The sequence below is a fragment of the Streptosporangium sp. NPDC049376 genome (assembly GCF_044466505.1).
GTDB lineage: Bacteria > Actinomycetota > Actinomycetes > Streptosporangiales > Streptosporangiaceae > Streptosporangium.
Genome location: NZ_JBITMT010000011.1, coordinates 39,452 through 60,891, shown reverse-complemented (window position 1 = coordinate 60,891; position 21,440 = coordinate 39,452). Strand labels below are relative to the sequence as shown.

Sequence of the window (21,440 nt, the reverse complement as noted above, 5' to 3'; positions counted from 1 at the left end):
AACCGGTGGGTTCACCCCGCCTTCCGCCGGTCTCCCGGGCGGAGTTCGAGCAGGGTGATCTCCGGCGGGGCCCCGACCCTGACCGGCGGCCCCCAGAAACCCGCTCCCCTGGTGACGTAGACCTGGGTGCCGTCGACCTCGCCGAGGCCGGAGACCATGGGCTGCTGGAACGGGACGATCAGGTTGAAGGGCACCATCTGCCCGCCGTGGGTGTGCCCGGAAAGCTGCAGGTCCACGCCGTACTTCGCCGCCTGTACGGCCTGCACCGGCTGGTGGGCCAGCAGGACGGTCGAGCGTCCCGGGTCCCGCCCGCCGAAGGCCCGCTCGAAGTCGGGCCCTCCCCCGCCCGAGGCCCCCGTGACGTCGTCGACCCCCGCCAGGTCGAGTACGGCTCCCGCGTGGGCGATCTCGACCCGCTCGTTCCGCAGCGGGCGGACCCCCAGATCACGGAGCTCCTCGACCCACTCGTCCGGGCCGTTGGCGGTGTAGTACTCGTGGTTTCCGGTGACGAAGTAGGCGCCGTAGCGCGACTCCAGGCTCCGCAGCGGCCTGGCCAGCGGGCCGAGCTCGGCGACCGTGCCGTCGACCAGGTCTCCCACGACGGCCACCACGTCGGCCTGGAGCCCGTTGATCATGCGGACGATGCGCTCCGTGTGCCCGAGGCCGGTGAGCGGGCCGAGGTGGATGTCGCTGACCACGGCCAGGCGCAGCCCGCCCAGACGCGGGTCGAGGCCGGGCAGCGCCACGCTCACCCGCTCGATCAGCGGGTCGCCGAGGGCGGTGCGCACCCCCGTCCCGACCGTGACGAGCGCCCCGGCCCCGGCGACGGCGGCGGCCGTACGGGCGACGAAGTCCCTGCGGTTCATCGCCATCCCCTTCGGCTCCTCGCCGGAGGGCTCCTCGCCGGAGGGCTCTTCGCCAGGAGGTTCGGGAGCCCCGACGAGCACGGGGGCGGTTCTCGCGGGCGCCCGCCGCCGCAGTACGGCCAGCGCGACCGCCCTGGGCACCTCAAGAACCACGAGGAACACGGCCAGGTAGTACATCACCGCCAGCCACAGGAACCCCGGCCACGCCAGGAAACGCCCCCAGTCGCTGTGGGAGCCGACGAGCGTGACGGGGATGAGCGCTCCCAGCGCGACCGTCGCCCAGGTGAGCGCCCTGCGGAGCGGCCCCGGGGCGGTGGTCGCCCGGACGAGCCTGCGCCACAGGTAGTAGTGGACGAGGGTGGTCATCAGGACGATCAGCACCACGAAGCCCATCGCCGCCACGACTCGCTTTCTTTCGCGTCCGCTCGCCGTACCCGGCTCGTTTCCAAGAACGTCCACAACCCCGGATGCGTTCCGTGAAAACCACGAAAAAACGCCCGGGACCCCGGAAATCGGGGCCCCGGGCGGGAACGAACGTCAGGCCTTGGCCTTCGCCCTGGAGGTGGTGCGCTTCTTCGGCGCCGGGCCACGGGCGCGGCGGTCGGCGAGCAGTTCGGCGGCGCGCTCGGTGGTGATCTGCTCGACCTCGTCACCCTTGCGGAGGGAGGCGTTGGTCTCACCGTCGGTCACGTACGGGCCGAAACGCCCCTCCTTGACCACGATCGGCTTCTTGGAGACCGGGTCCTCACCCAGCTCGCGCAGCGGGGGAGCCGCGGCGGCCCTGCCCCTGCCACGGGCCTTGGGCTGGGCGAACAGCGCCTCGGCCTGCTCCAGGGTGACCGTGAACATCTCCTCCTCGGACGCCAGCGATCGGGAGTCGGTGCCCTTCTTCACATAGGGCCCGAACCTGCCGTTCTGCACCGTGACCACCTGGCCGTCGAGCTCACCCAGGCTCCTGGGCAGCGAGAGCAGGCGCAGGGCGTCGTCCAGGGTGACGGTGTCCAGGGTCATGCTCTTCAGCAGCGACTCGATGCGCGGCTTGGGCGCGTCGGCCTTCTTGGTGCGCTTCTTCCCCTCGGCGGGAGGCTCCTCCACCTCGGGGAGGATCTCGGTCACGTAGGGGCCGTAGCGGCCGTCCTTGGCCACGATCACGTTGCCGGTGACCGGGTCCTTGCCCAGTTCCCTGACCCCGGACGGCCGGGCGAACAGCTCCTCGGCCATCTGCGCGGTCAGCTCGTCGGGGGCGAGGTCCTCCGGGACGTTCACCCTGGCGCCGTCACGGTCGAGATACGGACCGTAGCGGCCGACCCGGATCATGATGTCGGTGCCCCGGATCGGGAAGGAGCTGATCTCCTTGGCGTCGATCTCTCCCAGCTCGGTGACCAGGACCTTCAGGCCCTCGTCGCCCTCGGCGCCGTAGTAGAAGCGCCGTAGCTCGGGGACCCGCTCGGCCCGGTCGTTGGCGATGTCGTCGAGGACCTTCTCCATGTCGGCGGTGAAGTCGTAGTCGACGAGGTGCCCGAAGTGCTGTTCGAGCAGGTTGACCACCGCGAACGCCAGGAAGGACGGCACCAGCGCCGTGCCCTTCTTGAAGACGTAGCCACGGTCCAGGATCGTTCCGATGATCGAGGCGTAGGTCGACGGACGGCCGATCTCCCGGTCCTCAAGCTCCTTGACGAGCGAGGCCTCGGTGTAACGCGCGGGCGGCTTGGTCGCGTGCGCCAGCACGTTGAGCTCGGCCGCGGTGAGACGGTCGCCCTCGGTCAGGGTCGGCAGCCGCTTCTCGGAGTCGTCGCGGTCGGTCGCCGGGTCGTCGGCCCCCTCGACGTAGGCCTTCAGGAAGCCGTGGAAGGTGATCGTCCGGCCGGTGGCGGAGAACTCGACCTGCTCCCCCGAGCTGGACGTCCCCGTCACCTTGACGTTGATCGACTCGCCGACCGCGTCCTTCATCTGGGAGGAGACGGTCCGCTGCCAGATCAGCTCGTACAGCCGGAACATGTCGCCGGTCAGCCCGGTCTCGCCGGGGGTGCGGAACTCCTCCCCCGAGGGGCGGATCGCCTCGTGCGCCTCCTGGGCGTTCTTCACCTTGCTGGTGTAGACCCTGGGCTTGTCCGGCACGTAGGCGGAGCCGTACAGCTTGATGGCCTGGCTGCGGGCGGCGGCGACGGCGGTCTCCGACAGCGTGATGCTGTCGGTTCGCATGTAGGTGATGAAGCCGTTCTCGTAGAGGCGCTGGGCGACCTGCATGGTGGACTTCGCGGAGAAGCCCAGCTTCCTGCTCGCCTCCTGCTGCAGCGTCGTCGTCCTGAACGGCGCGTACGGCTTGCGGGTGTACGGCTTGCGCTCCACGGAGGCGACCGTGTAGGCCGTACCGGCCAGCCTGCCCGCCAGTGCCCGCGCGGCCTCCTCGTCCAGGTGGAGGACGCCCGCGGTCTTGAGGGTGCCGTTGCTGGCGAAGTCGCGTCCCTGGGCGACGCGCCTGCCCTCGACGCCGGTCAGCGCGGCGGTGAACTCGTGGGGAACCTCGTCGCGGCCGGTGTCGAACAGCGCCTGCAGGTCCCAGTAGCTCGCGCTGGTGAACGCCAGGCGCTCACGCTCCCGCTCGACGACCAGCCGGGTCGCCACGGACTGCACGCGCCCGGCGGACAGGCGGGGCTTGACCTTCTTCCACAGAACCGGGCTGACCTCGTAGCCGTAGAGACGGTCGAGGATGCGCCGGGTCTCCTGGGCGTCGACCAGACGCAGGTTCAGGGCACGCGGGTTGGCGACGGCCTCCTGGATCGCCCTCGGGGTGATCTCGTGGAAGACCATGCGGTGAACCGGGACCTTGGGGTTGAGCACCTCGCGCAGATGCCAGGCGATCGCCTCGCCCTCGCGGTCCTCGTCGGTGGCGAGGTAGAGCTCGTCGGCGTCCTTGAGCAGCTGCTTGAGCTTGCTCACCTGTGACTTCTTGTCGGGGTTGACGACGTAGAGCGGCTCGAACTCGTGGTTCACGTTGACGCCCAGACGGGCCCACGGCTCGCCCTTGTACTTCTCCGGGATGTCGTCGGCCTTCTCGGGGAGGTCGCGAATGTGTCCGATGCTGGACTCCACGACGTAGCCACGGCCGAGGTACCCAGCGATGGTCTTCGCCTTGGAGGGCGACTCGACGATCACCAGGCGGGTTCCGCCGACGTTGCCGTTCTTGGCTGGCACGCTGCTTCCTACCTCGCTGTTCCCATTCGTTCCCCGTTCACTTCCACTCGGGTTACCCGATCCGCATCGGGCACACTCCAAGTAAAGCCGCAAGGACGCACAATAAAGCCCTATGGGAGCCGACGTCCCCTGCACACCCTCGGAGACTAATCGCTGTGCTCGACTACTCCTACTTGGTTCTCCATCTTCCGCGTGGCACCTCCCGGGACGTGGCCCGGAGGATACTGACCGAACATGCAGAATACGGCGACTGGGAACTCGACCGTCTGCGACTGTATCCCGACGGCCGCCGTGACATCCGCCTGCGTCGCAAGATCATACGTGTGACCAGGACAATGTGACCTCTGTCATGGCTTTCGGCCATGCCCCTCGACGGCTTTCGACATGGCTTTGCCCGCCCCGGGCCGCGCCCCCGGAGCGGGCAAAGCTCTCGTGCCCCGCTTGATGAACGAAGATCGTCGATCTCCCCCGTCATCCGCGAAGCGTCCGGCGTCTCCCACAGATGATCGGAGGAGACATGTCTAGAGGGTTACTAACGCCTTACTTCTTGGCGAAGCGGATACGGCGCGCGGTCACGAAGAGAGCGGCGGAGGCGGCGGCCATGGCTCCGAGCAGCAGCGCGAAGAGCGAGCCCGAGTTCATCCCGGTCACCCCGATCGGCTGGGCGGCGCTCATCAGGCCGACCGGCAGCCCGGCGTCGACGGGCAGGTCCTTGCCGCCGAGCAGCGCGCCGCCCTTCCCCTGCGCGGGCCGGGGCGCCGACTGGGGCGCTGACTGAGGCACCGCCTGGGGCGCCGACTGGGAGGTACGGGTCACCCCCACGATCCCGCCCCTGCCGAGGAGGCCGTCCACGAGACCGGCGGAGGCCGGACGCGGGCGCGAGCCGACCGGCGTCTGGGGCAGCGTGGGCAGGACTCCCTTGACGCGGCCGATCAGCCCCTTGACCGGGGCGGGAAGCACGGACAGCAGCCCTCCGACGACCCTGGGGGCCACAGCCGGGGGCGCGGCGGGAGCCGGGGGGTTCACCTTGCCGTAGGCCTGCCACACCTGACGCGCCCCGACGGGCACCCCGGCGACGGAACCGACCGGGTTCCCCACCCGGGAGCCGCCGAGGCAGCCCGCGGCGGCGTCACCGAGGGCGGCGACCGCGTTGCCGCACGCGTTCACCGGGGCCGCGACCGGCGCCGTCACCTGGTTGCCCGCCGCCACCCCGGAGGTCCCGTCGGTACGGTTGCCACCCGCGCCCCGGCCGTAACCGTCGCCGACCGAGGAACCGCCCCGGCACCCGGCGAAGGCGTCGCCCGCCACCGCGACCGCCGTACCGCACACGTTCACCGGGGCCGCGACCGGCGCCGTGACCTGGTTGCCCGAGACCACACCGGACCTGCCGGAGGTCGTGTTGCCGCCCGCGCCCCGCCCCGCGCCGAACCCGTTGATCGAGGAGCCGCCGACGCAGCCCGCGGCGGCGTCGCCCGCCACCGCGACCGCCGTGCCACAGACGTTCACCGGGGCCGTGATCGGCGCCGTCACCTGGTTGCCCGCCGCCACACCGGAGGTGCCGGAGGTCGTGTTACCTCCCGCGCCGGGGCGGCCGGTGCCCGCGTAGCCGGTGTTCGGACGGGCGGGGACGCCGGGGACCTCGGCACCGCCCGTGCAGCCGGAGAAGGCGTTGCCGACCGCCCCGACCGCGAGACCGCAGACGTTCGCCGGGGCCGTGACCGGCGCCGTCACCTGGTTGCCGCCGAGCACCGACGACCTGCCCGAGGTGGTGTTGCCGCCCGCCCCGCCGCGACCGCCGGACCCGACCACGGAGGCGCCGCCCCGGCAGCCCGCGACCGCGTCACCGAAGATCGCGATCGCGTTGCCGCAGACGTTCGCCGGCGCCGTCACCGGCGCCGTCACCTGGTTGCCGCCCAGGACGCTGGAGGTCCCGTCGGTACGGTTGCCACCGGCCCCGCCTGCGCCCCGGCCCCGCTTGACGACCGAGGCGCCGCCCCGGCAGGCTGCCAAGGAACCGCCGACGACCGAGACGGCGTTGCCGCAGGCGTTGACGGGAGCGGTGACCGGCGCGTTGACCTGGTTGCCACCGAGCACGGACGACCTGCCCGAGGTCTTGCCGGGGATACCGCCCTTCTCGGCGGCCGAGGCGCCACCCTGGGAGACCGCGGTCGACGTGCCTCCGACGGCCGCGGCGTTCCCGCTGATGTCGACGGGCAGGGTGACGGGAGCCTGGATCTGGTTGCCGCCACCGACCGAGTGCCTGCCGTCGGTGTCGGCGAGGGCCGTACCGCTGCCCAGGGACATGACGCCCAGCGCGAGCAGTGCCGCCGGGGCGGTGCCCTTGACCCACATACGCATGATTTATGCTCCTATGCGATTATTTATCGGTGCTTAATAGGGGAATGCCGGAAATTTCGTGATCGGCTGGAGGCCGTGCGGGGTCGGCTGAGCGCCCGTACGGCGGCGACCGTCACGAGGGATGTGTGTTCTCCGGCGGAATGATCTGAGTTCGCGACCACCGGGCCGGAGCCCGGCACGAGCGCGCGAGAGGCCCGGATTGGGGCCAGGGGAACTCAGTCAGGGGAGATGGAGGGGTCGTCCGCCGCTGTGCGGACGACCGGGGGGAACGCGCGGGCCGCAGGGGCACGCCGCGCCGTCACCCGCGGGTCGTGAACGAACCGGGTGACGTCCCCCGCGCCCGGCCAGGAAAGACCGGAACCGCCACCGCCCTGGGGCACGAAACCGTTCGCGCCCGAGTTGTGGTCGGCCGACGCGGGGGTCGGGAAAGCAGGCTTCGACTGGCTGGTGAGCCCGTCCACACCCCGCCCCGCCATGGCCTCGGCGTCTCCTGACACCGAGAACCCGCCGCCGCCCGTGGGGAAGACACCGGCCTGGAAGGCCGGTCCGGGAGCGGCCGGATCGAGAACGTCGAGATGCGCCGTCTCCGTGACCGCGGTGGTGTCCGCGATCGCCGGAGCGGCACCGAGAAGCCCGAAGACAAGCGCGAGCAACCACCCGGCGGCCACCAGGCCGCCGAGCGCGAGAACCCGCCTGACGACTGTCCGGGCACCGGCCACGAACCGTGCCATCCGGTCAGCCCGGACAACGGGGGCAGTCACGCACGCGCGCTGGACAGCGGACGGGAGGACCCTCCACCGACCATGCGGCACACGCGCCACGCGAACCTCCCCGAAGCTCCCAGCCGGACCAGCCCAAGGCAAAGCCCGGCCCTCAACGGAGCGTTACGCTATCAGCACGGGGAGTCAACGTGAGAGGTTTCCTGAGGGTTTGGCCAAGAACCTCTCAGCAGGCGTCGAGGAAACGGTCAAGCACCCGCACCCCGAACTTGAGCGAGTCGACGGGCACCCGCTCGTCGACCCCGTGGAACATCCCGGAGAAGTCCAGGTCGGCGGGCAGCTTGAGCGGCGCGAACCCGAACCCGCGCACCCCCATCACGCTGAACGCCTTCAGGTCCGTCCCCCCCGACAACGTGTACGGCACCGCCAGCGCCCCCGGGTCCTCGGCCACCAGGGCGTCGGCCATGGCCCGCACCAGCGGCCCGTCGAACCCGGTCTCCAGGGCGACGTCGTGATAGACGAACTCCCTGGTCACGTTGGGCCCGAGCAGCTCGTCGAGCGTCTGGAAGAACTCCTCCTCGTAACCGGGCAGGAAACGGCCGTCGATGTGCGCGGTGGCGGTCTGCGGGATCACGTTGGCCTTGTAACCCGCCTGGAGCATGGTCGGGTTGGCGGTGTTGCGCAGTGTGGCGCCGATCATCCTGGCCAGCGGGCCCAGCTTGGCCACGGTCGCCTCGGGGTCGTCGGGGTCGAAGTCGAACCCCAGCGCCCGGGAGGTCTCGGTGAGGAAGGTCTCCACCGTCCGCGTCAGCCGTACCGGCCACTGGTAACGCCCGACACGACCGACCGCCTCGGCGAGCTCGGTCACGGCGTTCTCGGCGTTGAGCATGGAGCCGTGCCCCGCCCTGCCGGTCGCGGTCAGCCGCATCCAGGCGATGCCCTTCTCCGCGGCCTCGATGAGGTAGAGCCTGCGCGCGTCGTCGATGGAGACGCTGAACCCGCCGACCTCGCCGATCGCCTCCGTGCACCCCTCGAAGAGGTCCTTGTGCTCGGCGGCCAGCCACTGCGCGCCGTACTCGCCCCCCGCCTCCTCGTCGGCGGTGAACGCCAGCACCACGTCTCTCGGCGGCCTGCGCCCCTCGCTGATCCGCTGCCTGACGACCGCGAGGATCATCGCGTCCATGTTCTTCATGTCGACGGCGCCACGCCCCCAGACGCAGTCGTCGGCGATCTCCCCGCTGAGCGGGTGGAGGGTCCAGTCGGCGGCGTCGAACGGGACGACGTCGAGATGACCGTGAAGGAGCAGCGCGTCACGGGAGGGGTCCTCCCCCTCGACGCGCACGACCACGTTCGCCCGGCGGCTGTCGGATTCCAGGATGCGCGGCTCAAGCCCGACCTCGGCCAGCTTCTCCGCGACGTACTCCGCCGCCGCCCGTTCCCCGGGACCCGAGTTGTCGCCCGCGTTGGTCGAGTCGATCCTGATCAGATCACGGCACAGCCCCGCGACCTCGTCCTCACCGTTGAGCGTGGTCATGGCGACTCCTTAAATCTCGTACGGCCTGCGCCTCCCATCCTGCCGTCGCCGGACACGTCTCGGCATCCCCGGCGGACCTGCCCGCATACCGATATGACGCAAGCTCAAGAGTTTGCTAACCTGATTCCGCCGACGCGGGATGACGGTCCCGCGTGCAGGCACCAAGTCCGGGTGGCGGAATAGGCAGACGCGCTAGCTTGAGGTGCTAGTGCCCTTTGCGGGGCATGGGGGTTCAAGTCCCCCCTCGGACACACACTCTGGTACATGTTGGGCCTGGCCTCAACTACGACCTCCCTCTCTGAGGGGTTGTAGACGAGGTGCAGGCCCATCTGTGTGTAGAGGTCGTTCCAGTCGGCGGGGTTCGCCTTCCCGATGACCTCGACCATCTCGGTCAATCAAGGGGTCATCTCCGTGATCTCCTTTTCGCCGATCTCCCTCTTCCCGGTGGCGGCCCGCAGCTGTTTCTCCGCCTTCAGCCGCTCGGCCCGGCGACCTCCTGGGGATCGCCGCCCGCGTCCAGAGTCGTCCGGTAGCCGACCATCCGACGATCGCAATCGTCGACGGCCCGCCTCGCCGTTACAGGTGTCGAGCAGCGTCTCGACCGTTCGCTGGAGGTCGGCGGGCGTGAAGGGTCCGTTTCGTTGAGGATCTGGCCCTCCCGGACGTAGACCGTGCGCGGGTGGTCGATCCTGTTGGCCAACGTCGTACTCGACCGGGGACAAGACGGCGTGGCCCGACTGGAACGCCGCATGCCCGGGCCAGGCGCCACCGAGGAGGCAAGTCGATCATGAAGGTTGGGCGACTGGATTCCACCATAGTTAGATAACTAACCTAGTTAGCAAACTATGTAGCAGTATCGCTCTGTGACCAGTGGAACGACGCCCACCGCGCAGAACCGGGCGACCGACGGCCCCGTCATGGAAAACCTGCAGCTGATCGGGTTGTTGACCCGCCTGGTGGAACAGCGCCTGAGTCAGGTTCTGGGCATCAACTCCACCGATCTGTCGGCGATCGAGCATCTGATCACCGACGGTCCACTGACCGCCAAGGACCTGGCTGATCGGCTGCAGGTGTCGACGGCGGCGAGCACGCACATCGTCGACCGCCTGGAGCGGGCCGGTCACGTCACCAGGCAGCCACACACCACCGACCGTCGCAAGGTTCTTGTCGTGCTCGCCGACACCTCGAAGGCCCGGCTCTTCGAACACCTCGCTCCCCTGCTTGACGGGGTGAGTGAGCGCGTCGACAAGCTCAGCGGCGCCGAACGGGAGGTCATCGAACACTTCCTGGCCGGTGTCGTCCAGATCTACACCGCCGCCGCGGAGGGCATGACCTCGTCCTGAGCCCCCGCCGCCTCACCGCGGCACACGCCTGCCCGGTCGCGCCCATGCGCGAACCGGTCCTGAAGCATGCCCTTTTCCTTGTTCGGAGTTTTCCGCATGTCCACGCATTCCCTCGCCCGCCGATGGCTTGGTCTGATCGCCATCGCGCTGGGAGTCGCGCTGATCGTGGTGGACACCACGATCGTCAACGTGATCATCCCGTCGATCATCGAGGACATGAAGGTCAACGCCACCCAGGCGCAGTGGATCCAGGAGTCCTACGCGATCGTCTTCGCCGCGTTGCTCCTGCTGACCGGCCGCTACTCCGACATCCTCGGCGCCCGGCGGGTCTTCCTGTCCGGCGTCGTCGTCTTCGGCGTGACCAGCCTGCTGGCCGGGCTCGCACCGGGCGGTGGGCTGCTCATCCTGGCCCGGTATCGCCGGGCCCGCCCTGGCCTTCTGGCTGCACCGCCATGGCATGCACCCGGTCGTCATCGAACGGTTCCCGCGGTTGCGGCCGGGTGGTCAGACCGTGGACATCCGAGGCGCCGGCCAGAGCGTCACCCGGCTGATGGGCATCGAGGAGGCGATCCGTGCGAGCTCGACCGGCGAGGAGGGAATCCGGTTCCTGGACGCCGCCGACCGCACCAGGGCCGCGTTCTCCTCCGCCGCCTTCGGCGGCAGAGGGTTCGTCACCGAACTGGAGATCCTGCGCGGCGAGCTGTCCGCCCTGCTGTACGAGCGCACCCGTCGGCACACCGAGTACGTCTTCGGCGATGAGATCAGCGAGGTGCACGAGGAGCCCGACCACCTGCGCCTGGCCTTCAAATCCGGTGCCGAGCGTAAGGCCGACCTGCTGGTGGCCGCCGACGGAATCCGCTCGCGAACCCGTGACCTCGTCTTCGGCGACACCACGCGCATCAGATCATGTGGGCTCTACACCGCCTACTTCACCATTCCCCGCCATCCCTCCGACGACGACTGGGCACGCTGGTACAACTTCCCCGGCGGCAAGAACGTCACTCTCCGTCCCGACAACCTGGGCACCATCAGGGCGCTGATGTCCTTCCTGTCGCCGCCCCACGGCTACGACCGCCTGCACCTGGAGGAACAGAAGGAGCTCATGCGCCGCACCTTCGCCGGACTGGGTGGCCCGGTCCCCAGGATGTTGAGGGAGATGCGCGCCTGCGACGACTTCTACCTGGAGGGGGTGGCCCAGCTCCACATGCCCCGATGGTCTCGGGGACGCGTGGCGGCCGTCGGTGACGCCGCCTACTGCGCCTCGCCCCTCAGCGGTATGGGCACCAACCTCGCCCTGGTCGGCGCCTACATCCCGGCAGGGGAACTGGCTACGCACGACGACCACCGCGACGCCTTCGCTACCTACGAGAGCACGTTGCGCCCCTATGTCGCGCAGGCACAAAATCTGCCGCCCGGCACCCCTCGTCTGGCGCTGCCTCGCACCCAGCGGGGCATCAGGGTTCTGCACACCGTCCTGCGCACCGCCTCCACACCGCCGGTCAGCCAGGTCGTGCGCCGCTTCCTCGTCCCCGCGGCCCACGACTTCGAACTGCCTGTCTACTGAGAAAGAAAGCCGGGGATCACGTGGCGATCGGGATCCGGCCCGAGCCGCGGTAGGGCACCGGCGGCCTCGGAGTGTGTCCCGTACGGTCCCAGGTACGGCTTCAGGCCTTGGCCGGACTCGTCGACGAAGACGAGCCGGAGCCCCAGGCCGCCCAGGTACTGGTGAGGGGTTCGCTGGAGGCCCTCGCCTGGAGAAGGCCGATCGTGCACGTCCGCGAGACCGGACGAAGAAGCGTTTGCCCGGTCACGGCAGCCCAGGGATTCCGGGCTGACCCGGCGGGGGTAGGTCAGCGACCGGGGCCTGACCACACGAGGGAGGCCGGCCATAAAGCATGTGAGGCTGGGCGATCTGGACGTGGTTCCGATCGGGCTGGGCATGTCCCACGGTTACACCGATTCGGGGACCGGCGAGGCCGAGTCGATCGAGGACGTCGTCGGCGCTGTCGCCGAACTGGTCGAACAGGGCAAGGTGCGGGAGTTCGGGTTGTCGGAGGGCGGGCTGGACACCATCCGCCGCACTGGCTGACCAGGGGAGACAGGTGCGGGGACACGCTCGGGAGACCGGGGACGCTTGACCGTCCGTGATCGCGCCAAACCAATGACGCTGTACCCCTTCAGGAAAGGTCAGTTCCGGGGTGCGGGCGGGACGCGTAGGACGAGCAGGGCGATGTCGTCGGCGCTGTCGTGATGGCAGAAGTCCAGCACGGTGTGACTGATGCGCTCCACGATCTGGGCGGCCTCCAGGCCGTGGCAGTCGGCCAGCAGGCCGGTCAGGCGCTCCTCGCCGAACATGGTGGCTGCGTCGCGGGGTGGGTGGGCCTCGGTGACGCCGTCGGTGTAGAGCAGCAGCGCATCCCCCGGATGCAGGGTGAAGCGGGCCGAACCCAGGCCTGCGTCGGGGAAGACCCCCAGGATCGCTCCGTTCGAACGCACCTCTTCCACCTGTCCGTCGGCACGGCGCAGCAGGGCCGAGGGGTGGCCGGCGGTCGACAGCACCCCGGTGACGCCGATCCCTTCGGCGTTCTTCTGATCGCGGAAGATCGCGCAGACGACGGTGAGGAACTGCTGGTCGATGATCTGCTGGGCGATCAGGGCGCTGTTGAGCTGGGCCAGCACCTGGGCCGGGGAGAAGTGACGGGGGGCGTCTGCGCGCACGGTGTAGCGGGCCAGCGCGGTGACCTTGGCCGCCTGCACCCCGTGTCCGGCCACATCCCCCAAGATCGCGCACCAGGAGGAGGGGCCGACGGCGAACAGGTCGTAGAAGTCGCCCAGCACCAGGGCTCCGTGCCCGGCGGGCAGATAGGCCGCGGCGGTGTCCAGGCCGGGCGGGGCGGCCAGGACCGGCGGCAGCAGGCTGTCTTGCAGGCTGCGGGCCAGTGCCTGCGACTCCCGGAAGGTGGTGCGCAGGTCGGCCATCTGGGCGCTCATGCGCCGCACGGCCTCGCGCAGGGCGATCTCACCGGTGACGGCGCGCGCCAGGGTGGCCAGGGTACGGATCTCCTGCTCGTTCCAGGCACGCGGGACGGTGTCGACCGCGCAGACGGTGCCCAGTACCTGGCCGTCGGGGGCGTGAATGGGATAGCCGGCCCAGGCGCCGATGCCCATCCGGGTGATGGAGGAGATGTCGTTGACCCTTGGGTCGGCGGCGGCATCGGTGACGATCAACGGCTCGTCCGCGGCCACGACCAGATGGCAGAGACTCGCCTCCACCGCGTTCTGCCGCTCGTCGAGTCCCAGGCTTCCCAGGCCGATGACGCTCTTCCAGAACGAGCGCCGCTCGTCGACCACGGTGATGAAGGCCATCGGGGCACCGGTGGCCGAGGCCGCCAGATGGGCCAGGTCATCGAAGACGGTCTCCGGGCCGGTGTCCAGCAGGCCGGTGGCGCGCACCGCGGCCAGCCGGACCGGGTCGAACACCCGCGGGGGAAGATCGTCCGGCCCTTTGAACCGGATCACGTTCACCGTCACCACTGCTTCCACCTGCCCGCCTTGAATCCGCGACGACGACCGGGCTCCTTCACGATGGTCTCCGGCCCCTCGAATCCGGGCGTTGACTCTGCGAGGCGGTGCCGGGCGGACTGCCCGGAGGCCGGGGTCTCTCACACCGGTGACCATTTTACGACCGTCTGCCCGATGAGCCGAGAACGCCTGCCTATGTATTCGTCCCCAGGCCGCCGACCGTCGCGGGCCTGCGGCAGGTTACAAGGGCCCATAATCAGGTAAAGATCCCAAGGAGTCCGTCTGGACAGCGATCCATCCGGTAGGCACCGCTCAGAGAAGAGCTGATCACCACAATGATGGACGCCTCCTTACCGTTTGTGTTCCTGCTCGCCGACACCCCGGCCAGAGTGGTGGTCGTCCGCGCCGAGGGCGAGTTGGACGGCCGCTACGCTCCGCGCTTTCGCGACCAGGTCGACACCGCCCTGCGCATCCCGCACACCCACGCTGTGATCATCGACTTGTCCGCGGTGCCCCTGTGCGGCGCGATGGGCATCGCCGAGCTCCTGCACGCTGACCGCCACGGCCGCCACGCCCAGGTCCCCCTCCTGCTCATCGGCGTGCGTCAGGCCGTACTCGAACGCTTGGCCACCGCCGGGCTGGCCACGCTGTTCACCATCCACCCCACCCTTGCCGAGTCCCTCGCGCATCTGCGCGCGTAGGGTGGCCCCGAAACGCTCCCGTTCTGGGCCCGAGTGTTTACGAGAAGGGCTGCTGGCCATCGGTGTGCGCGCAGTGTGCCTTGGCCTCGGAAAGCGCCTGGGCCAGGCTCTCGCGGACCGGCAGGAACGGCGTCAGGCCGGTCAGTTCCAAAGTGCGGTGCAGAAACAGCGGCAGGGCGGCCAGCAGCAGGGTCGTCTGTCGCTGCCGGGCGTCGGCGAAGGCGGTGATGAGGCGGCTGAGGCCGGTGGAGTCGCAAAACGTCACCTGCTGCAGATCCAGCACCAGGTAGCCGCCGCTCACCCGCTCCCACAGCTGGTCGATCTCAGTCTCCAGCCGTGCGGAGGTGGCGTAGTCCAGCGGGCCGTGTACGTGCACCACCGCCATCGGCGTGCCGGGGGCACCGGTTTCGACGGTGAAGGTCAGTTTCGCTTCCCGTCCGGGCCATCGGGCGCGGCCGGCTGAGGAGGCAGGCTGATCGTCTGGGGTCTGCCCGGCTTGATGGGACATGAGGTCCCTTTCCCTTGGTGGGCCGGAAGGGCGCGGGAACTGTCAGGGCTGCGGGCGCTGGTGTGCAGGGTGTGTTTGCCGGCCACCGCGCGATGGTGCTGAAGGAAGTCAGGGGGCTGCCAGTGCACGTTGGTGGCCCAGCCCAGGCGTTCGAACAGGCTGATGAGCGCGGCGGAGGGGTCGATCTGGCCGGCGCCGCGGCCGTGCCGGGCACAGTTGGGCTGGCTGTGGTGGCCGTTGTGCCAGCTTTCCCCGAAGGACAGCAAAGCCAGCGGCCACAGGTCGGTGGAGCGGTCGTGGCGGCGGGTTCTGTACGGCCGCTCACCGAGCATGTGGCACAGGGAGTTGACGCTCCAGGTCACATGCTGCAGCAGGGCGATGCGGACCAGCCCGGCCCAGATGAACGCGGTCAGCCCGCCGTGGAGGGTGCCGCTGATCGCCCAGCCCGCTGCGAACGGCAGTAGCAGCGAGGCGGCGCACCAGGCGGGAAAGGCACGCGAGACGCGCAGCATGGCCGGATCGTTGCGTAGCAGGTCAGGGGCATAGTGCGCGGCCGAGGTGGGCTCGCTGGAAAACATCCAGCCCAGGTGGGCGTGGGCCAGGCCACGCAGTTGCCCGCCGAGACCGGTGCCGTAGCGGTAGGGGGAGTGCGGGTCACCGGGCTGATCGGTGAAGGCGTGGTGCCGTCGGTGGGTGGCCACCCAGTCGATGAGGTTGCCCTGAAAGCTCATCGACCCGGCCACGGCCAGGACGACACGCAGCCAGGGACGGGCGGTGAAGGAGCCGTGGGTCAGCAGCCGATGGAATCCGACCGTCACCCCCAGCCCGGTCACGACATAGAAGACGGCGGCCAGCAGCAGGTCGGTGAGAGTGACCCCGCTTCCCCAGGCCAGCCAGACGCCGACGCCCAGCGCGACGAACGGCGCGATGACGGTCGCGGCTGTCAGCGCCACCTGCCCGGCATGGTCGCCGACGCGCTGCCGGACGTGCGGGAACGGGGATCTCCCGTCGTATGCCGGGGCCTGGGCGAGCACCTCGATCACGCCACCATCGGCAGGCCTCGGTCCAGGCCGGTGATGCGCAGCAGCCGGGACATGAACGGGCGGGGCGCGCTCAGAGCCAGGGTGATGCCCATCGGCCGGGCGCGGCGCTGGATGCCGACCAGGACGGCCAGACCGCCGGCGTCGCAGAACGACACCTGCGACAGGTCGAGGACAAGCAGGCTCGTGCTGGAGCGTAGCGTGTCCATCAGGTGTCGGCGAAGCTCCGCGCTGGTGAAGATGTCGATCTCGCCGGACAGGTGGACGACGGTCGGCTTCGATGGGTCGGCCACGCCGAGTGGCGCGGTGTCGATGACGGTTATGGAAGTCTCCTTTGGAGAGGCGGGAACGGGATGAGATGCCTGCCGGCCGAAGATCGGTCTGCCGCCAGGTCGAGCGGGTCCCGGAACCGCTCGACCCTGCCGACAGAGAACACGCGGGGCACGCCGGCGTCGACGGCCGTCTGGTGAGGAGGGCTCCTTCTGGCCGGTGACCGGCCCGCCCTCGTTCTCCCAGCGGGCCGTGTCGTCAGCGGCCGTCCCACGCGGAGGCGGAACGAGGACGGGCGGCAAGCCGCCGCCGGTTTGAGCGCCGTCAACGCTCGAACCCGTGGTTTCCCGGGCGGTGAGATCTTGAGCAGTGCGCCTGAGCGTGGCCTCGGCGGGAGCGGCGGCGGTGTCCGGCGGGATGACCAGCAGGACGACCGGTTCGCCGGCCGCGAAGATGAGAGTGATCAGGCGCGGGTCGGTGTGGCGGAACCAGCCGACGCGGACCTGCCTCCCTCGTGCCGGGATCCGGCGCGGAATGTTCTGCCACGCATCACCGTGCAGGCTGACGCGGAGCGTGACTCGACCGAGCAGCCGGTCCACGGCGGCGATGAGGCCGGGTAGTTCAGCGGTCGCGTCGTGGGAGTAGGGCCACCAGGCCCCGTCCACCACGGCTCGCCGGTCCAGCACCGGGTGAAGACTGAGCCGCAGCGCGGAGTCGACCCGGGGAATCGCGGACGAGGTGGAACTGAGTGGTGTGGGTTGAGAAAGAAGTGTTGGCGTCATGGTCGCCTGACCTGTCCGGGCCCCCGAAGAGGCCGGTGGTGGTTCGCCGGGGGCGACGCCGACCTGAATGCCAACGCTCGAAAAGACCTCGGTGTCCCCACTCTACTCTTTACTTCCGGAATTCCATAATTCCGGAAGTAAACTGCGAGGGTGACTTCCGGAAACTCACTCTCAGAGATCGCGGAACCGGCCGGAGAATCGTCCGGAAACATGACCAGGTCGCGGGCCGTCCCGCTCCCCGGTTCGTACGCGACGATCCTCGCCGAGTACGTCACCGCGCTCGGGCGCTCCCCACTGGCCGACTCCACCAAGACCAAGTACACCTCCCGGCTGCGCGGCTACCTGGCCTGGCTGGCCGGCCAGGCCGACGCCGGCGCCCTGGACGGCGACCCGCTCACCGACCCGACCGCGGCCACCGACGCGGTACGTGACTTCCGCCACCACCTGAAGAACAGCCGTCGCGCTCCCAACACCATCGACACCTACCTGTCGGCCATCGACGACTTCTACGCCCGCCGAGGCCTCGGCAAGCCCCAGGCCCACCGCGAGCGCGACACCGCCCGAGCCGCTCCCCGCACTCTGGACACCCGCCGCGCCCGCCGCTACATCCGCCACGTCCAGCTCACCGCGACCCCACGCGACAAGGCCATCGCCCTGCTGCCCTACTACGCGGGCCTGCGCATCTCCGAGGTCGTCGGCCTCGACGTGGCCGACGTGCGCCTGTCAGCCGACGCGGGTGAGCTGCGCATCCGCGGCAAAGGCCGCGACAGCGGCAAGATTCGCCGCCTACCCGTCCATCCCGACCTGCACCAGGCCCTGACCGACTGGCTGACGACCCGTGCCGGCTGGAAAGGGGCCCACAGCGGTGCGGTCTTCCTCAACCAGCGCGGCGGCCGCCTGACCGACCGCGCCGCCCGCGACATCATCACCGGCCTCGGCGAGGCCTGCGGCGTCAACGACGACCCCACCGAGCCCTTCGGCCCGCACGTGCTGCGCCACACCTTCGCCGCCCAGCTCGTCCGCGGCGGCAAGGACCCCATCCTGGCCGCCGAGCTCCTCGGTCACGGCTCTTTGGACACCACCCGCCGCTACGCCCTGCCCACCGAAGCCGACAAGGCGACCGCCCTGGACGCTCTCATCACCGATCGCTGAGCCGGACTTGGGCAGCGCCGAAAACGGCGGTCAACGGCGGCGAAATCCACGGTCGCCGCCACCGCTTTTGTCACGTGACGTCGCCCCGAGCGCCGGACCTACCCTCTGGTCTCCGCTCCGTACAGGACCGCTCTAGAAGCGGTAGTGCTGGACGGCGGTGCCCTTGCGCGAGACGGAGGTGCTCCAGGCGGTCAGGGCGCTGGCCAGGCGGGTCGTCCACGGATAGTCGGCGACCTCGGGCTCACGACCCAGGAAGATCTCGCGTACCAGCTTCATGCGAGGCTCCAGGCGCTCGATGTCCTGCGGGGTGTCGAAGCCGGGAGACTTCAGGAAGGGGACGACGGACTGGGTGCCGGCGTACTTCCTGGCCGCCCACACGTGGAACCTCGTGTAGCCGTTGAAACAGATCTCGCCTGTGGGAAAGTGACGGATGAGGCGGTCGAGGAGGGTGGCCAGCTCCTCCTTCGACAGGAACCCGATCAGGCCGTCGGCGACGATCACGGCGGGGCGGTCGGCCGGAACATCGCTGATCCATCGGGGGTCGTTGAGGTCGGAGCCGATGGTGTGGGTGTGGGGGCGCTCGGGAGCAGCAGTCGTCTGGCCTTGGCCACGCCGGGCAGGTCGACGTCGTACCACTCGACGGTGGCGGGCGGGTCGACGCGGTAGACGCGGGTGTCGAGTCCGGCGCCCAGGTCGAGTCCGACGGCGTCGGGATTCTTGGCGATGAACCGCCGCACGATGTTGTCCATGACCAGGGAGCGGTGCGCGATGCCCACGACGGGACTGGCGGAGAGCTTGAACCGCCCGGCGTCGTAGTCGAGCCTCCTGACGATGTCGTCGGCCGTCTTGTCGTGCAGGATCGGGTGTTTGGCCTGGTAGTCGAGCGCCTTGCCCGCCAGGGTGAGCCAGAGCGTGTTCTCCAGCGGGGTGAGGTCGGGGAGGGCGATGGCCATCGTGTCAGTCCCTTTTCTGTGGTGACTCGTCCAGCGCGGCCCGGGTGGCCTTCAGCGCGGTGTCGTCGGTGAACAGCCCGTGGGTGTAGAGCTCCAGCGTGGGCAGCGCGAGACGACGCAGCACGTCGGGGCCGAACCGCTCGTAGCCCAGCGCCCGGGCCGGGGGCGGCGGCATGGTCAGCGTGGCCACGCTGTTGAGCACGCTCAGCACCGCCAGCGCCCGCACGTCGGAGGACGGTCGCATCGAGCCGTCGGCGATACCGGCCCGCAGGATCTCCTCGGACTCCTCCACCAGCGTGTCGACGAACGTGGCCGCGGCGGGTGTGTCCTCCTCGATCGCGCGCAGCATGTACCGCACCTGGAGGCGGTATTCCTCCGGGTTGGAGAGGTATTCGCGAAAGAGGTCCTGCATGCCGCTCGGGCGGGCGTTGTCGGCCCGCTGGACCAAGATGCGCAGGACATGGTCGTCGCAGACGCTCCGGAGCTTTTCCTTGCTGCCGAAGTGGTGGATGACCAGGCCGGGGCTCACTCCGGCGGTGGTCGCGATGGCGCGCAGGTTGGTCTTCTGGAAGCCGTCCCGGGCGAAGTGCGCGATGGCCGCGTTGCGGATCTTGGCCTGGGCGGTCAGGTCCGATGATGGCGAACAGGGACAGGATCAGTGCGTAGGGGACATCGGCGACCACGGAGGTGACAAGGTCGCCGAAGACGAACATGCTGACCTTGTTCAGAACGTCCTCGCCGATGAGGATCGCGGGGCGCCGGGAGTTGGGTACGCAGCGGCAGGCGGGGCCCTTGATGCGGGACAGGTCGGCGAGGAAGTAGACGGTCAGCACAAGCACGATCACCGTCGAGGCGGCCGCGCCCACCGCCATCTTGCCCGCCCCCAGAAGTCCGCCGACCAGAGAGAACTCGTTCTTCCCCGTACCCAGATCCTGAATGACGTGCGCCAGATCGAACCGGGCGTTGAGCCGCCCGATGAACGTGTTCTGTCTCGTGGCCTCCCGGAGATGGACGGACACCTCGTGGATGAACTGCCCCACCTGGCTGACGATCACCGGAATGGCCGGCGCGAGGAACCCCCTGAACAGCGCCAGCGTCGCGACGACGACGATGACCAACACGCTCGCCCAGCGAGGCAGGCCCCGCCGTACCAACCAGTCGGCGGCCGGGTCGAACCCGATCGCGACGAACGACCCCAACCCGAGGAGAACCAGCACATCCTTGGCCGCCCCCAGCAGCAGGATCACCCCGTAGGTGACGGCCACCCCCGCCGCGGCCGTCATGCCCGCATAGAACGGCGACCTCCGATCGAACGGCCGTCCCCGCTTGCCGAACGGCTGCTTTTCCGTGGCGGTCGCGCTGGCTGTCTCAGTCCTCTTCAGGAGGCGTGGAGACGGCTTTGACCGGCTGTTGCGGATAGTGCGAGAACGAGGCGGAAACGGCCCCGGCGGCGGGCGGCCCTGGCCGAGCGGGTGCTCCTGGTAGTCGTCCGCCACCGCACCGATCTCACCATGCGCCGACTCGCCCCACGGTTCGGGATCTCCGCGGCTACCGTCCGCCGCATCATCTCAGATGGCTGGTGTGGAGGACTGTTAGCCAACCGCCCCGCCCACGGCCCCGTCGAGACTTCAGGTGTCTATCGACGTTGGCGGCCGGAGCGGTGTCGCCACCCGTCCGGTCAAGACCACTCACTCCAGGTTTCCGGTCAGGCCCGCTCGTTTGATCCAGCGGCCCCAGCGGGGACTGCGCTCGAAGCGTTCGGCGATCGCCCTTCCCGAAGGGAGCGTCCCATCTGGCTGACGGTTCTCCCTCGCCCACCGCCACGCCTCACGATGCAAGACCACCACACCTTCTCGGGAACGCTCGTCTTCCGGTTCCTGATCCCCGTCCTGCTGAGGCTCAGAGGGTTGCCGTCCGGGTTCCAGGAGACCCGGCGGATCTGGGACATGAGCAGTTCGTAGCTGCCGATCAGTGCGACGCTTGGCCAGGCGGCGATGACGCGGCCGATCAGACCGGGTTCGGCCACGGCGATGTCGGCGCCCAGACTGGCCAGACTGCCGACCACGAGCAGGGCCCAGGCCAGGGCGCCACCGCGGGAGCCGTACCGGTTGGCCAGGAGAATGGACATCGAGGCGACCACGATGATGCCGTCGACGGTCAGCGGGATGAGCACGGCGGCCAGGCGGTCCTCACCGTGACGCAGGCACAGTTCGTGCATGTGACGGAACGAGACCACGGCCGCGATGACCGCCAGAAGGGCGACGCAGGCGATGGTCGTCCGCTGGATCCGACGCACCGCTCGCATGTCGTGTGGTCCGACCATGGCTCAGCCTTCCCGACCAGGGAGAATGAGAGTGGTGGACGCCGCGAACGGCATGTACGTATCGAGGGTGTCCCCCTCGGACACAAGCCCTTGGCCGATATCGTCCTGGTCAGTGCTCGCACTGACCAGACTTTTCGCTTTCCGGGGCGATAGGTCAACCGCATCCCCAAAGCG

Annotated in this window: 20 protein-coding genes, 1 tRNA gene and 3 pseudogenes; 9 read left to right on the top strand and 15 right to left on the bottom strand. The window is 69.4% G+C overall.

The genetic code is table 11. From position 1 onward, the window contains the following. Nucleotides 1-11 precede the first annotated feature (11 nt). The gene (locus ACIBVQ_RS25675) at nt 12-1,259 is read right to left on the bottom strand and encodes a metallophosphoesterase (RefSeq protein ID WP_399180713.1); all 1,248 of its coding nucleotides are present in this window, start codon (nt 1,257-1,259) and stop codon (nt 12-14) included. Between the two features lie 144 nt (nt 1,260-1,403). Further along, nucleotides 1,404-4,061, bottom strand: coding sequence for a type I DNA topoisomerase (topA, locus tag ACIBVQ_RS25670; protein ID WP_352012745.1), 2,658 nt, complete (start codon nt 4,059-4,061; stop codon nt 1,404-1,406). Nucleotides 4,062-4,216: 155 nt separating this feature from the next. Here topA and ACIBVQ_RS25665 point away from each other — a divergent pair, with 155 nt between their 5' ends. Next, nucleotides 4,217-4,402, top strand: coding sequence for a DUF5703 family protein (locus ACIBVQ_RS25665; RefSeq protein WP_312863762.1), 186 nt, complete (start codon nt 4,217-4,219; stop codon nt 4,400-4,402). 199 nt (nt 4,403-4,601) lie between these two features. On the opposite strand, the gene ACIBVQ_RS25660 is transcribed toward ACIBVQ_RS25665, so the two are convergent. The 3 genes from ACIBVQ_RS25660 to ACIBVQ_RS25650 all read right to left on the bottom strand — a co-directional run bounded on the left by ACIBVQ_RS25660 (nt 4,602) and on the right by ACIBVQ_RS25650 (nt 8,672). Then, entirely contained in the window at nt 4,602-6,419 is a 1,818-nt protein-coding gene (locus tag ACIBVQ_RS25660) for a chaplin family protein (protein WP_399180481.1), read from the bottom strand. 215 nt (nt 6,420-6,634) lie between these two features. After that, nucleotides 6,635-7,150 (bottom strand): hypothetical protein, encoded by a 516-nt coding sequence (locus ACIBVQ_RS25655; protein WP_362915399.1) that lies wholly within the window; start codon nt 7,148-7,150, stop codon nt 6,635-6,637. A 214-nt stretch (nt 7,151-7,364) separates the two neighbouring features. After that, nucleotides 7,365-8,672, bottom strand: a complete 1,308-nt coding sequence (locus ACIBVQ_RS25650; protein WP_399180479.1) for a M20/M25/M40 family metallo-hydrolase — start codon at nt 8,670-8,672, stop codon at nt 7,365-7,367. Nucleotides 8,673-8,837: 165 nt separating this feature from the next. Between ACIBVQ_RS25650 and ACIBVQ_RS25645 the strand changes: the two genes are divergently transcribed. Continuing rightward, nucleotides 8,838-8,923: transfer RNA gene (locus ACIBVQ_RS25645), tRNA-Leu, on the top strand. Between the two features lie 612 nt (nt 8,924-9,535). After that, the gene (locus ACIBVQ_RS25640; RefSeq protein WP_399180477.1) at nt 9,536-10,015 is read left to right on the top strand and encodes a MarR family winged helix-turn-helix transcriptional regulator; all 480 of its coding nucleotides are present in this window, start codon (nt 9,536-9,538) and stop codon (nt 10,013-10,015) included. Here the strand turns inward: ACIBVQ_RS25640 and ACIBVQ_RS25635 are convergent. Beyond that, nucleotides 9,979-10,248 carry a hypothetical protein gene (locus ACIBVQ_RS25635; RefSeq protein WP_399180724.1) on the bottom strand — a complete coding sequence of 90 codons (270 nt, stop codon included), beginning with the start codon at nt 10,246-10,248 and terminating at the stop codon, nt 9,979-9,981. The genes ACIBVQ_RS25640 and ACIBVQ_RS25635 overlap by 37 nt on opposite strands. On the opposite strand from ACIBVQ_RS25635, the pseudogene ACIBVQ_RS25630 reads away from it, so the two are divergent. The 3 genes and pseudogenes from ACIBVQ_RS25630 to ACIBVQ_RS25620 form a co-directional block, all read left to right on the top strand. Next, nucleotides 10,181-10,369, top strand: a pseudogene (locus ACIBVQ_RS25630) (MFS transporter); the annotation flags it as partial. The gene ACIBVQ_RS25635 and the pseudogene ACIBVQ_RS25630 sit on opposite strands and share 68 nt — an antisense overlap. Nucleotides 10,370-10,406: 37 nt before the next feature. Further along, nucleotides 10,407-11,579, top strand: coding sequence for an FAD-dependent monooxygenase (locus tag ACIBVQ_RS25625; protein ID WP_399180475.1), 1,173 nt, complete (start codon nt 10,407-10,409; stop codon nt 11,577-11,579). A 333-nt stretch (nt 11,580-11,912) separates the two neighbouring features. Further along, entirely contained in the window at nt 11,913-12,104 is a 192-nt protein-coding gene (locus ACIBVQ_RS25620) for a hypothetical protein (RefSeq protein ID WP_399180473.1), read from the top strand. 98 nt (nt 12,105-12,202) lie between these two features. On the opposite strand, the gene ACIBVQ_RS25615 is transcribed toward ACIBVQ_RS25620, so the two are convergent. Next, nucleotides 12,203-13,558 carry a PP2C family protein-serine/threonine phosphatase gene (locus ACIBVQ_RS25615; protein WP_399180471.1) on the bottom strand — a complete coding sequence of 452 codons (1,356 nt, stop codon included), beginning with the start codon at nt 13,556-13,558 and terminating at the stop codon, nt 12,203-12,205. A gap of 338 nt (nt 13,559-13,896) precedes the next feature. Here ACIBVQ_RS25615 and ACIBVQ_RS25610 point away from each other — a divergent pair, with 338 nt between their 5' ends. Then, a complete protein-coding gene (locus tag ACIBVQ_RS25610; protein WP_399180469.1) occupies nt 13,897-14,238 on the top strand; it encodes an STAS domain-containing protein in 342 nt (113 codons plus the stop codon). 37 nt (nt 14,239-14,275) lie between these two features. Here ACIBVQ_RS25610 and ACIBVQ_RS25605 read toward each other — a convergent pair whose 3' ends face one another. The 3 genes from ACIBVQ_RS25605 to ACIBVQ_RS25595 are packed head-to-tail and all read right to left on the bottom strand — an operon-like array spanning nt 14,276 to nt 16,838. Continuing rightward, on the bottom strand, nt 14,276-14,617 hold the full coding sequence (locus ACIBVQ_RS25605; RefSeq protein ID WP_399180467.1) for an STAS domain-containing protein: 342 nt from the start codon (nt 14,615-14,617) through the stop codon (nt 14,276-14,278). Nucleotides 14,618-14,658: 41 nt separating this feature from the next. Continuing rightward, a complete protein-coding gene (locus tag ACIBVQ_RS25600; RefSeq protein WP_399180465.1) occupies nt 14,659-15,789 on the bottom strand; it encodes an acyl-CoA desaturase in 1,131 nt (376 codons plus the stop codon). Beyond that, nucleotides 15,786-16,838, bottom strand: a complete 1,053-nt coding sequence (locus ACIBVQ_RS25595) for an STAS domain-containing protein (RefSeq protein ID WP_399180463.1) — start codon at nt 16,836-16,838, stop codon at nt 15,786-15,788. Before ACIBVQ_RS25595 ends, ACIBVQ_RS25600 begins: the two co-directional genes overlap by 4 nt. Nucleotides 16,839-17,048: 210 nt before the next feature. Between ACIBVQ_RS25595 and ACIBVQ_RS25590 the strand changes: the two genes are divergently transcribed. Next, on the top strand, nt 17,049-17,990 hold the full coding sequence (locus tag ACIBVQ_RS25590) for a tyrosine-type recombinase/integrase (protein ID WP_399180461.1): 942 nt from the start codon (nt 17,049-17,051) through the stop codon (nt 17,988-17,990). A gap of 132 nt (nt 17,991-18,122) precedes the next feature. Here the strand turns inward: ACIBVQ_RS25590 and ACIBVQ_RS25585 are convergent, their stop codons facing one another. From ACIBVQ_RS25585 to ACIBVQ_RS25570, 4 genes and pseudogenes are all read right to left on the bottom strand, one after another. Beyond that, nucleotides 18,123-18,491, bottom strand: a complete 369-nt coding sequence (locus ACIBVQ_RS25585) for a hypothetical protein (RefSeq protein ID WP_399180459.1) — start codon at nt 18,489-18,491, stop codon at nt 18,123-18,125. Beyond that, the gene (locus ACIBVQ_RS25580) at nt 18,488-18,943 is read right to left on the bottom strand and encodes a class I SAM-dependent methyltransferase (RefSeq protein WP_399180457.1); all 456 of its coding nucleotides are present in this window, start codon (nt 18,941-18,943) and stop codon (nt 18,488-18,490) included. Before ACIBVQ_RS25580 ends, ACIBVQ_RS25585 begins: the two co-directional genes overlap by 4 nt. 4 nt (nt 18,944-18,947) lie before the next feature. Beyond that, on the bottom strand, nt 18,948-19,553 hold the full coding sequence (locus ACIBVQ_RS25575) for a TetR family transcriptional regulator (RefSeq protein WP_399180711.1): 606 nt from the start codon (nt 19,551-19,553) through the stop codon (nt 18,948-18,950). A gap of 91 nt (nt 19,554-19,644) precedes the next feature. Beyond that, a pseudogene (locus ACIBVQ_RS25570) lies at nt 19,645-20,226 on the bottom strand (AI-2E family transporter); the annotation flags it as partial. Nucleotides 20,227-20,415: 189 nt separating this feature from the next. On the opposite strand from ACIBVQ_RS25570, the pseudogene ACIBVQ_RS25565 reads away from it, so the two are divergent. Beyond that, nucleotides 20,416-20,499: pseudogene (locus ACIBVQ_RS25565) on the top strand (hypothetical protein); the annotation flags it as partial. Nucleotides 20,500-20,648: 149 nt separating this feature from the next. Here ACIBVQ_RS25565 and ACIBVQ_RS25560 read toward each other — a convergent pair. Continuing rightward, complete coding sequence (locus ACIBVQ_RS25560; RefSeq protein WP_399180455.1) at nt 20,649-21,248, bottom strand: DUF2637 domain-containing protein; 600 nt, start codon at nt 21,246-21,248, stop codon at nt 20,649-20,651. Nucleotides 21,249-21,440: the final 192 nt, after the last annotated feature.